The sequence below is a fragment of the Mesorhizobium sp. B2-1-3A genome (genome assembly GCF_006442655.1).
Classification (GTDB): domain Bacteria; phylum Pseudomonadota; class Alphaproteobacteria; order Rhizobiales; family Rhizobiaceae; genus Mesorhizobium.
In genome coordinates, this window is the sequence record NZ_VFWK01000007.1 from 33,686 (window position 1) to 45,837 (window position 12,152).

The window sequence follows — 12,152 nt, forward strand, 5'->3', positions numbered from 1 at the left end:
TTTCGCAGACACGTTAGAGCGCGGTGCGATGCGCCGCCGCGGGAGCCGATCATGTTGAAAGCTACGGAAGAGGAACTCGAGGAGGTCCGAGAATACTTCGAATGGCAGGCGCCCGACCTCGAAGTGACCTTCATGCAGAAAGTCTATTCGGAGGCGGTCCTGAACACCCGCCACGACGTGTGGGATATCCACACCAACCGGGATCGCTGGTGGGTAATAACGGGCGGCACAAACCTCTACTCTCAGGAGCAATTTCCAAACATGGACCTTGCTCTGACCTTCCATATTGGCCTAATGCTCCGCATCCCGCGTACGGAAAAACAACAGGAAGATGATCTACGCATCCTTCCATTCGGTCCGGTCTTTGAGAACCTAGAAGAAGCCGGCACCGCCCTGACACAGGCGCATAACCTCGCGGACTATCAGGCCGTCGGTGTTCGCTGCCGCGAAGCCCTACTCGAACTGATCGGCGTCGCGCAAGACGCGGCAATTTGGACAGACACACCGCCACAGCGTGCGAACTTCCGCGCGTGGACCGAGATCATTTGCAACGATCTCCTGCCGGGTGACACCAACAGAGAGCGTCGCGGGGCTCTCAAGAGTGCGCTTGAGTCCGCATGGACCTTTTCCAACTGGCTGACGCATTCAAAGTCCGCCACCTGGATTGATGCCGAGATGGCGCACTCGTTGATCCAACATGCCATCGGCATGGCGACATCATTGATCATTCGCGAGTTGCGCGGTGTGCCTAAGGAATGCCCAAACTGCGGCTCGCCGCATCTCGAACCCCGACATGGCGAGAATACTGAGACGCCCGGTGTACTCTGGGAACGAACGCAGTGTACCGACTGTGGATGGGCAGGCAGGCCCGTTCCAATCCTCGACGTCGGGGACGGACAGCCCATCATCACACGCCAAGGCGGAGAAACCGATGAGTGCAGCATCATGACAGTACCGCTGCGCACGATCCTTAGGCCGGGAAATCCCTCGATCGAGCCCCTGAAGAACACAGAGGCCGGGCCACCGGAGCCAGTCGTCTATTTTGCCTACGGGTCCAATATGTCGACCGCCCGGCTGCGCGATCGCATGCCGAGCTGCAAGCCAATCGGCAAGGCCACTTTGCCGGGTCATGCGCTTCGCTTTCATAAGCGTAGCGTGGACAAGTCCGGGAAATGCAACGCATTTGCCTGTGGCAACGATCACAGCGTGATCGGAGTACTGTTTAGCTTCGATCCTTCCGACCGGGCCAAGCTAGATGAGGCCGAAGGCGTGGGCAGCGGCTACGAGCACGCGATGGTCACTGTCATCAACGACAAAGGTCGCAGGCGGAAGGTCCTTACCTATCTCGCCACCCCCGACTATATCTACGATAACCTCAAACCCTATAGCTGGTACAAAGACTTTGTCTTGGCAGGTAGCAGGGAACACGGCCTGCCGCCGGAGTATATTACCGAATACATCCAGTCGGTTGAGGCTATCGAAGATCCCAACAAAACACGCGACAAGAAGCAGCGGGCCACGCTCAAAGTTCCTGGGCGGTGAGCGACGGCGTCGGCGCGAGGACTGCCGACCCGATATCCGCTTCCGGCGGGAAACGGACACTGTTCCAATTGAACGCCAGCCAAATGTTTTGCTCCGCAGAAAGAACGTCAGTTGGCCGAGTATATAAAGATACCTGCGGGAGCGTCCTGACCGAAAAGCTTCTTCGCGCGCTCTTTTCCGAGCTTTTCGAGCCGCCGTGTCATCGGGTTGTTGAGGCTCGTCCCGAAAGCCGCGATTGGTGCGCCAGCCTGCGCAAAATCGTCTCTCCAAACCGAAAACCGGCCATCAACGCATTGTGCGAAAAGAACACCGGCTTGCCAGAACGTGGCGGGATCGTTTGTGTCGCACATGACCTTGAACCAGTGACGCGCCCAGCTATCGCTCCGATAGGCAGCGCTCGCCGCCGCGTATGCTTTACCGGGCAGACCCGCTGTATCCTTGTAATTCTCCAGTATCCGGTCGTTGCGGAGGCTCTGGTTGCAGAAGCCGGCGACCATAATCCCGCGCGCAATTTCGGCTGGCTCGGGCCGCGTGAGCTTTTCATCGACATAAGATTCAAGAAAGGACACCTGACCGCATTGCAGCGCGGAGAATACTTCAACTGCGATGGCCTGATCGGTAGCGGCGCCGTCAAGGCGCGTAATGCGCAATGCGTCGAGCGCCGGCGAGCTCCCACCCGTCCAGGCACTCATTGACCCAAGATCGATGCCGCTCTTGCCGAACGTGAAACGAACCAACGGGCGGCTGTAGGCCGTGCGCTCAAAGAGCGCCGCACTCTTCTCCGGGTCAGTATTGGCAATCGCGCCAGCGAAAAGCAGAATGAGATTGTGCACTGCAGGGAGCTTGGCGTCATTAAGTTCCATGAAGAGGTTATACCATCGGGTTGCAACTGCAGGATCGGAAGCGACGATCATCGCAAACTCCTCTTGCGTCAGGTGGTCGAGAATGATGTGTGCCTTTGCTGCTGTCAGCTCTCCCCTGAAAGCGACGAACGTATCGTAATTGCGGTTTTGCCGTTCGCGGAATTCGTCGTTGCTTTCCGAAAGCAGCCTGAAGAAGTCGTTTGGAGATGCCGAGGCCGATTCCCGCTCCGAAACTGAAAAGCGTACCGGCTCGTCGGAAGTGGCATCCTCTGCTTCCAATTCGATTTCGGGGGCAATCAATTCGTCCGGTAGGCCAGCGGCAAAACGGATCGAAGCATCGATGCGTCGGGCGATTTCCTGCAACGCGGGCCCCTTGAGCATAGACGCTGCGCGTCCGTAGAGGCTCGGTGAGATTCGGTCGAGAACTGCACTTCCATCGGCCAAACTCGTTTTTGCAGCTTCCAGCAATGCAAACGAGCCGTACCAACTCTCGAAACTATCTTTGCCCTCCTCGCCGCTGTTTTCCCAGTCGCTCTCTGCGACAGCTTTTAGGAGGTCGGGATGCCCGGAACGGGCAGCCAGACCGAGCGCGCTGCTACGAAGCTGCTCCGACTTCGATGAAATCAATGCTGAGGCGAAGGTGCATGCCTTGTTTGAGAGTTCTGCGCCGGTTGCAGCCGCGATCTCAAGCAGGAGATGCTGCTCATATTCCGCACCGGATGACAAAACGTCTTCGATGAAACGGTCGAGGGTCTGCGCATCTGGCCTCTTAGTCTCATTGATCAGCTCAAGCAGAAGTGGCTCGTCCTTCGTCGTTGCCAACAGAATTGCGATCTGCTCCACGACATCAAGGAAGGGAAAGGCGATGAGCAGTTCATACTGCAGCATGATGCTCTCATCTTTCGGCAGCCCTTGGACATCGGCCGTCGCCTGTCCGATTTTCCATTTTTCGATCAACGCGCGCGCCAGTTTTTCCGTGATGAGTGCGCCGTGTTCGCGCAGCTCCAACAACCCTTGCCGAAGTGGCATGCCCGTTCGTTTCGCAACATCCTCTGCAAACTCACGATGCTTCTCGATGGCGGTGTCCGATGCAAACCGGGCCATGGGTGGCCGATCATTGACAAACGCGTGATCCTGCGCCGTTTGGCCCCTACCCTGTCGAAGGGCGCTCGCATCCAGACTCCGATAGCGCTGGATGGTCTCGCTCAGGTTGGCCGGGACTGTTGCCAACGGATCGCAAGGCTCGAAAGTTTCCCCCGCACTACGCAAACCTGGTGGTATTGGGCGGTCTTTGATCAGCTCCTCGTAGAGCGCGCTTGCCGTTTGGTCATCTTCCGGTTCGCCCGTTGCACGCAGCACGCGGAGCCGTGCCCACTTGCCTACTTTTGACACTGAATCGGCGGACAGATCTTCGCAGCCTCGCAGCAATGCGCGACGCGCTTTCGACCAATCCCGACGGTTTAGGCCGATAAGGGCGACGAAGTCCTTGGTCGGTACCCGGTAGCTACCGCTGAGAGCGTGTGCGAAACTCCAGTCGGTCAAAGCATCAGCGAACGGCTCAAGTGCTTTGCCTGCCAGCAATACAAGCGCGAGCTGTGACAGCGCATCCAGTTCACCGTCTGTCTCGATGAGTCGACCCAGACGGCTCTTTTCGGCAGGAGAAAGGGCGGAGAGATTGTGTTCAATTTCGCCCTGCCGCTTTGCACGCTCTTGCACAACTTTGTCCTGGGAATCGTGACGGACGTTGCTGTACATCCGACGTTCCGGCGAAAGAGAATATGCGCGCAGCCATCGCCGGACTTCCTCTTCGACCGTGGCCCAGACTGCGCTCGATTTCGCGGCCTCAACGAGCGCGGCCTGTATCCAGTCAAAATTCGGCTGATGCCCACCCTGCAAACTGAGATCGCGAGCCGTCTCGGCGAGCGCCAAGGGTCTTGCTCTAGCAAAGCTGACCAGCGCAGAAAGGGCATCTGACGGCGGATTCTGAAGCTCGGAAAATCCCTTGATGAGGGCGCGCGCAATCTCCGGCGAATAATCATCGTCGGTAGCCGCACATACCGTGATTGCCGCTATGACGGCGCTGGCCGTTTTGTCCAGGGCTTCGATCGGCTCAAGAACTTCCTTCAGAGCATTGTCTAGGTTGCGATCGTTGCGCTCTGCTTTGCGCAGATTTTCGAGAATGGCTAGCCCAAGGGCCAACGTCAGCCCCTCATCTCTAAGTTCGTATTTTTTTGGCTCTCCGGGGACAGGGCGATAGAAGCGGCCTTCGCCCACAGCTGGAACTTCGGAATCAAAGATACGCAGATCGTCTCTGACCTGGGCGGTTGCCCGCTCCAATAGCGTTTTTGCTTGTCCCTGCAGATGCGCGATGAAATCGACGGGATGCTCGCCAAAGTCCTCTTTGACGCCTGCCATGATGTGCTCGAACAGCAGGCGCTCGACATTGAGCTCTTCAAAGGCAGCGATGTCATCGCCGAAAACCTCAAGCGCAATCGAAAGAAGGCGTGGATTCCGCAGGAACTCTGCAACTGACTGGTTAAGCTTGTTCAGCGGGACATTGCGCCGTTTGAGTATCTGATCCCGTTCGGCCGTGCTCCATTTGGAAACCGTGACCTCCTTGGCAGGAAAATTCAGAGCCTTTTTGACGCGCGTGCCGAAGTAGTGTGTGCGCGCCGTGAATATGACCAGCCCGCCACGCGGGTTTACATAGCTGGCGACATTGCTGATGGTTCTGCCCCATGCCCGGCCGGGGCGCTGATTGATCCCGTCAATGACAAGAATGAAACGCGGCCGCGACGGCTTGTCGTCGGTCTTCCAAGCCTTCAGTCGACGCCGCCAGCGGATTGCGCTCTCTTCGCTTTTTACATCGCCTGTCTGGGCGACGAGCTTTGCGATCAGCAGCGCCTCTATATCGTCCTGTGTAGCCGTGTCCGAAAAATCATCCGGCGTTGCGAATACCAAAAGCGGCTTATCAGATTGTGCGAGCCAAGACTGGATGACGATCCATGACTTTCCGCAGCCTTCCTCACCATGTACGCAGACAACGTCATCGTTCGGAGGGGCCGAGAAGTATGGGCCGAGAATATCGACCAGATCGTCACGCCCCAAAACCGTGATCGCGGTGTCATTGGGCGCGAGAGGCTGGCCGAGTTCGCTGCGCGCCATGGCCTTGGTTGATAGTGCATCTTCGAACCATCCTGCGTTGGCTTTCTTCGCCATCGCTGTGGCCATCCCCGGCGCATCCAGATTTCTGCGAATCGCCTCTTCGTGGCGCGGGTACTGACCATCGGCGCGAATAGCAGTCAGTGCAGCGGATGCCTTCTTTCGCGCATCATCCGATTTGAGATTGGCATTCAGAAATTCCTCGACCTTGCCGCCGCCTATTGCGAGCGCCACGGCGAGGCGAGGAAAATCAGAAGGAACCCAGTCCAGGATCAGCACGCTGATGCCTTCTTTGGCGCCATCGGCACGCAGATCATCGGCAAGCTGGCTCGGAACCGCGCAGGTCGCGCCAAGCACCCAGACAAGATCGGCGTGGTCGTTATGGCGGACGAGATCGGGGATTTTCGAGAGAACGTCTTTTCGCGGCAGGTCGTTCGTGTAGAGCTTCCCCTCGAACGCTACCGCGCCTTCAAAGGCAGGCTTGCCATCCACCCCGCGTTGATAACCGCTATTGGCGAGCCGGAACGGAATGCCTGTGATCGCATTGAGGGTGGCTGCGATCAGGCCCTCAAAACCATCATCACCCGTCGCCTTTAGCTCTGACAGGGCGGCACTCAAATTGTCGATGTGCGTTTCAAGAACTGATGGCATTTCACTTTCTTCTTCCGGCATCCTTACAGCTTCGCCAGCGGCAGCTGGGCGATGTTCGCATCGATTGCTCTAGTGGCATTTTCGGTATGCGGCAGGTAATCTAGCCTAACTCATAACAGCATCGTGACGATACACTTTTCCGCATACAGGCCGAGCGGACCCCGGCCTTTACGGAGACAGGATCACGGCCATGCGTTCAAGCGCAAACGGCAGTCCCTCAGCAGCGACTGAGAATTACAATTTGCAGACAATACATAGGAGTGCCCAGTTTCATCCTGTCGGGCGCCGCACTTCTAGATACGACCAAGATCAGTTTTGAGCGAACCGTTTTTCCGATCTGAGTCAAATCACCAAAGGCGGTCGCTTCGAACGTTCGCGCGTAGAGCAGACTGGGACTATCAGAGTCCCGTCTTGAACGTCCGCTAGTGGAAGCGCCTTAAAGATGCCGGTTCGCAATCTGCCCCCAGCGAGACCTTCGAGATTTTAGAACCTGAAATTGGCTGCCAGCATAACGCGGGCGGCGCTACGATATTTGAGGTCTCCGCGCTGTCGGCCGCTCGCGCCAGCACTGCTATATTCGCTAGCCCGTTAGCTCTTCATTCCATTCCAAAGCGAACGCCGCATTCCCCTTTCCGGCCCAGAGCGCCCGCGCTTGTCCGCCTTGCTCGCTTCGGAGCTTATCAGCAATCCAAAGCAGCGCACCGTAGATGGTAGCGCGATCGTCATTGGTGAGCTCGACGATGCCTGCCTTGACGACGAGACCGCCGAGTTCAATCAGATGTCGGGTGCGTTGGCGTCGCTCGACCTGCCAGGTGCGCATATCATGCCGAGCCTGTGCCGCTTGCCGGCGATTGCGGGCTGCCCGGTTGCGCCGGAGCGCCGCGAGGGTTGCGCTGAGATTCCGGAGCAGCTCGCCGGGGCCGGCTCTCGAAAAACATCACTCCACGCTTGGCCCATGCCTCGCGCTTTGCCGTGTCTTTCGTCTCAGTGATTGCGACCAGTGCGCCGGCCAGTTCGTCGGTGCTCAGTTGATCGGCGCCGGTGGCGATCACCAGCTCGCCAAGCTGCTGCACCTTTCGCGTTTTGAGCTCTCGCGCTTTGTCCTCTAGCGCCTTCAGTTCGGCGTCGAAGTCCCGTGGCTTGCGCATGGCTGTCCTCCATTCATTGTCGATCTCTGGATGATAGTTGAGCGTCCGCCGGAAGGCTTCAGGGTTGCCGAGACAGCCCGGGACGGGCTGGTCCATCCCGAGATTTTTTCGAGGGAGGGCGCGCTTATACGTCGTGCCGACGTGCGCTTTGACGTGCAAATGATCTGGTCGCGATGGCGATCTATCATCTTCACGTCAAGGTCATTGGCCGCAAGGCAGGGAGCAGTGCTGTGGCATCTGCGGCGTACCGCTCGGCCTCGCGGTTGCGCGATGAACGCATCGAACGCAGCCACGACTTCTCCGCCAAGCGCGGTGTCGTCCATTCCGAGGTGATGTTGCCGCAGGATGCGCCGGAAGCCTGGCGCGACCGCGAGAGGCTGTGGAACGATGTCGAGGCGTTCGAGGTGCGCAAGGATGCGCAGCTTGCCCGCGAGGTGGAGTTTGCTTTGCCGCGTGAACTCAGCCAGGCGCAAGGCATCGAACTGGCGCGCGACTTTGTACAAGCCGAGTTTGTCAGTCGGGGCATGGTCGCCGATCTCAATGTGCATTGGGACAGGGCAGAGGATGGCAGTCCCAAACCGCACGCTCATGTCATGCTGACCATGCGGTCGGTCGATGAGAACGGTTTTGGTCCAAAGGTGCGAGACTGGAATGCTACCCAGCTGGTCGAGCGCTGGCGCGAGCGGTGGGCGGAACTGGCCAATGAACGCCTGGCCGAACTCGACATCGACGCCCGCATCGATCATCGCAGTCTGGAAGCGCAGGGCATTGCCCTGGAGCCGCAAACGCAGATTGGTGCGCCGGCGCAGCGCATCGAGGACGGTGGCCTTGCTGCTGGCGACATTGAAGCAGATCGCGCCGAACTGCATCGCGAGATCGCGCGCAACAATGGCGCGCGCATCGTTGACGATCCATCCGTGGCGCTGGACGCCATCACGCATCAGCAATCGACCTTCACCCGAAAGGACATCGCGAAGTTCGCGCATCGCCACAGCGATGGAATGGAGCAGTTCAACGCGGTCATGGCCGCCATCACCAACGCACCCGATCTGGTCGAACTCGGCAAGGACGGACGCGGCGAAGACCGTTTCACCACAAGGCAGATGATCGAGACCGAACAGCGCCTTCACCGCGCGGCAGAGCGTATGGATTTGGACGAGCGACATGCGGTGAGTGAGGCACATCGCGAGGCAGCTCTGGCGCGGGCTGCGCAACGCGGGCTTGTCCTTTCGGGCGAGCAGACCGATGCGCTTGCGCATATCACCGATGGTCGCGGTCTTGGTGTCGTTGTCGGCTTTGCCGGAACGGGCAAGAGCGCCATGCTGGGCGTTGCGCGCCAGGCATGGGCAGCAGCGGGATACGAGGTTCGAGGCGCAGCACTCTCCGGCATTGCCGCCGAGAATCTGGAAGGCGGATCAGGCATCGCGTCACGCACCATCGCCAGTATGGAACACAGCTGGGGACAGGGCAGGGATCTGCTCACCACTCGCGATGTCCTGGTGATCGACGAAGCCGGCATGGTCGGCACGCGCCAGTTGGAGCGCGTGCTTTCCCATGCGGCGGACGTTGGCGCAAAGGTTGTGCTGGTTGGTGACCCGCAGCAGTTGCAGGCAATCGAAGCCGGCGCTGCATTCCGCTCGATTCACGAGCGACACGGCGGCGTCGAAATCGGCCAGGTGCGGCGGCAGCGCGAGGACTGGCAGCGTGATGCCACGCGCGATCTGGCAACCGGCAGGATCAACGCTGCGATCAGCGCCTACGACGCGCAAGGCATGGTGCATCAGGCTGCAACGCGCGACGACGCGCGGAATGAACTCGTCAAACGCTGGGATCGCGACAGGCAGGCAGAGCCTGAGGCAGGCCGGATCATCCTCACCCACACAAACCACGAGGTGCGCGCCCTAAACCAGGCCGCGCGCGAGCGCATGCGCGCTGCCGGCGATCTCGGCGACGATGTCCACGTGGATGTGGAACGCGGTGCAAGGGCCTTCGCCAGCGGCGACCGCGTCATGTTCCTGCGCAACGAGCGCGGGCTCGGCGTCAAGAACGGTACGCTTGGCATCGTGGAGGACGTCAGCGCACAGCGCATGACGGTTCGCACCGACGACGGCCGTTCCGTGCGGTTCGACCTGAAAGACTACGCACACATTGACCACGGCTACGCCGCGACCATTCACAAGGCGCAGGGCATGACTGTCGACCGCACCCATGTGCTCGCCACGCCGGGCATGGATGCACATGGCAGCTACGTCGCACTGTCGCGGCATCGCGACGGGATGGACCTGCATTATGGCGGCGACGAGTTCAGTACGCGGGACCGGCTCGTCCGCACGCTGTCCCGCGACCGCGCCAAGGACATGGCGTCGGATTACGAGCGGATCGACCCGGCGCAACACTATGCCGAACGGCGCGGCATCACGTTCCGTGAGCGCGTGGTCGAGATCGTGCGCCGGATCGTTCCGGAGAAGCTGCGCGACAGGATCGGCGGATTGCTGGACGGGTTGCGCTCGCCCGCAGACAGCGAGCCCATGCAGGTACATGGACCTGGGCCGGGAAGGGAAAGTGTCGGGACGCGGATCGGAGATGCAGGCCGGACGCCGGAAAGAGATCCTGCTGCCAGGGGAGTGCCACGCGACACCAAAGTGCCGGTGGACGCGGAAGCGGCGTTGCGCAGCGCTCGTACGAAAGCGCTTGTGCGTCACGCGCGTGCGCTCGACGCGATCCTCAGTACTGGAAATGCGGATGGGCAGGGCAGTCCCGACCAACTGCGCGAATTGAGGGATGCGCGTAGCGCTTTCGAGAAGGTTCGGCCTCATGGCTGGCGCGATGCCGAAGCGGCCTATGTGAAAAATCCCGAACTTGTCCGCGAGGCGAGCGCCGGCCGCGTCAGCCGCGTCGTGCTTGCTCTCCAGCTTGAAACGGAAATCCGCACCGGGATGGACATCGATCCGGGCCGTCGCGCCGACCGGTTCGTGGAACGTTGGCAAAAGCTCGATCGGACAGGACGGGAGCAATATCAGGCCGGCGACATGTCCGGCTACAAGTCAACGCGCTCGGCCATGTCCGATATGGCCAAGAGCCTTGAACGCGATCCACAGCTTGAATCTCTACTGGCAAACCGCAAACGCGAGCTTGGCATCAACGTGGATTCGGGTCGTCGCCTGGGCGCGGAACTGGCCTTCAGCCATGGCATCGGTAAGGGGCGGGGGATTGGACTCTGACACCCCTCCGATTTGCCCCCGTTTGCACGCCACGATGCGGTGAGACGGGAATGGATCTTCCGGACTGGCGCAGGCCGCCCTCTGTGTCCCAGCAAGTGTCGATCACCATCAGCCGGAGGCCGCGCGCCATGCCCGAACCCGACCGAATAATCCGCCTCAGAACCGTGCTTGTCCGTACCGGCCTGTCCCGCTCCACCCTCTATCGTAAGATCGCCGATGGCACTTTCCCAGCTCAGTTGAAAATAAGCGTCAACGGTGCGGGGTGGCGCGAATCCGATATCAATCGGTGGGTAGAGGATCCGGTATCTTGGAGGCCGATGCGAGAAGGTGATGAAATGCGATAAATCCGGTTGCGGGTAGCGTCTCAGTTTGAAACTCGGAACCGTCTGAGCGGGGTCTTTGCTGTCAAACGGTGTCTGCGTCCTCGCCAGTTACAATGCGCATGACGCTGACGGCGTTTCCAATGACATTGGCGGCGCGCTCTAGGCCTTTAAGTCCAGTAGGCATTCTTCAAGTTCTCTTTCCAGTAGGCAATTCTAGGAGAAGGGTGCGCACCGTTTCGTGGTCCAAATAGGCACTACTCCAATGCGGCCCCTTAAGTTCTTTTGGTCCCCAGTCCAATTGCTCATGATTTCGACCGTGGTAAGCGACAAAATGTCGATCCACATCACCACCTTGGACGAGATCGGCCAGGAAGCCGATGACACTGTCATTGGTGGGTTCAAGCCGATAGTTCGGCATCATACCTCTTCCCGTTATGCCAATGCGTACGAATGCTGACCCGTGGCGCCTTTTGTAATCGTGCATGTTGTTGAACACGCCAAGAACATACCCCCGAGGCTGGTCCAGCGTTCGGACCACGTCGAGTACCGTTGCATTCCCAGAAAGTTTCACGCCTGCCATTCCATCCCCCAGGCTTTCTACGAAGCATATAGAAGTTCGGCGCGTGGCGCGACGGCCGGACGGCGGCGGAAAGAAGCCGGCCAAATTTCGAACTGAAACACTATCAGGTTGCGGGAACTGGTGAAATGATAGGATCTATCTCATCATGCAATGCAATTTCTGTGGATAACGGAACCGAACCACCGGTATGATTTTGGATTGGGTAATTTTGTGGGTACGGATCGATATCCCCGCTGATATTATCCGATTTAAATCAAATACATAGCTTACAGTTCGATTCCGCCTCTGGCACCATCAGCTTCAAGTTGCGATTTCCATATCGTAAGTACTTGGTTTTTCGTCATAAATTTTTGACGCAACCCTTGCGTCAGTCACAACGCGCTCTCTCGGTGTTGGTATTTTTGATTGCATCCAGCCACCTGTTGCATTTTGGCAATTGGTAGGGTGAACACCCAAATTCCTGGCTTGGTGCCGTTTTTCAATCACTTGGTGCACTCAGTTCGAATCCGGGAATCGGAAGCGAACCGCCGCCACACACAATACCAGCGCAAGGCAGAGGCCGACAGTTATGCCGGCCGCCTCGCACGACATCCGCTTTGTCGACGACGATGTCCGCCTCAAAAAGCTGGCAGCGGAGTTCCAGGACGGGATGAGCGCGGCTT

At 59.0% G+C, this 12,152-nt stretch carries 7 protein-coding genes; 3 read left to right on the forward strand and 4 right to left on the reverse strand.

Annotation, left to right across the window (positions count from 1 at the left end; genetic code table 11):
• The first annotated feature begins 51 nt into the window (after positions 1-51).
• On the forward strand, positions 52-1,542 hold the full coding sequence (locus FJ977_RS27255; RefSeq protein ID WP_140775277.1) for a gamma-glutamylcyclotransferase family protein: 1,491 nt from the start codon (positions 52-54) through the stop codon (positions 1,540-1,542).
• A 107-nt stretch (positions 1,543-1,649) separates the two neighbouring features.
• Here FJ977_RS27255 and FJ977_RS27260 read toward each other — a convergent pair whose 3' ends face one another.
• From FJ977_RS27260 to FJ977_RS27270, 3 genes are all read right to left on the reverse strand, one after another.
• A complete protein-coding gene (locus FJ977_RS27260; RefSeq protein WP_140775278.1) occupies positions 1,650-6,239 on the reverse strand; it encodes a hypothetical protein in 4,590 nt (1,529 codons plus the stop codon).
• A gap of 559 nt (positions 6,240-6,798) precedes the next feature.
• A complete protein-coding gene (locus tag FJ977_RS27265; RefSeq protein WP_140775279.1) occupies positions 6,799-7,038 on the reverse strand; it encodes a conjugal transfer protein TraD in 240 nt (79 codons plus the stop codon).
• Between the two features lies 1 nt (position 7,039).
• Positions 7,040-7,366, reverse strand: a complete 327-nt coding sequence (locus FJ977_RS27270; protein ID WP_140775628.1) for a conjugal transfer protein TraD — start codon at positions 7,364-7,366, stop codon at positions 7,040-7,042.
• 173 nt (positions 7,367-7,539) lie between these two features.
• Here FJ977_RS27270 and traA point away from each other — a divergent pair, with 173 nt between their 5' ends.
• On the forward strand, positions 7,540-10,587 hold the full coding sequence (gene traA / locus FJ977_RS27275) for a Ti-type conjugative transfer relaxase TraA (protein ID WP_140775280.1): 3,048 nt from the start codon (positions 7,540-7,542) through the stop codon (positions 10,585-10,587).
• Positions 10,588-10,715: 128 nt separating this feature from the next.
• Positions 10,716-10,931 (forward strand): AlpA family phage regulatory protein, encoded by a 216-nt coding sequence (locus FJ977_RS27280; RefSeq protein ID WP_140775281.1) that lies wholly within the window; start codon positions 10,716-10,718, stop codon positions 10,929-10,931.
• Positions 10,932-11,097: 166 nt separating this feature from the next.
• On the opposite strand, the gene FJ977_RS27285 is transcribed toward FJ977_RS27280, so the two are convergent.
• The gene (locus tag FJ977_RS27285) at positions 11,098-11,490 is read right to left on the reverse strand and encodes a hypothetical protein (RefSeq protein ID WP_140775282.1); all 393 of its coding nucleotides are present in this window, start codon (positions 11,488-11,490) and stop codon (positions 11,098-11,100) included.
• Positions 11,491-12,152 lie beyond the last annotated feature (662 nt).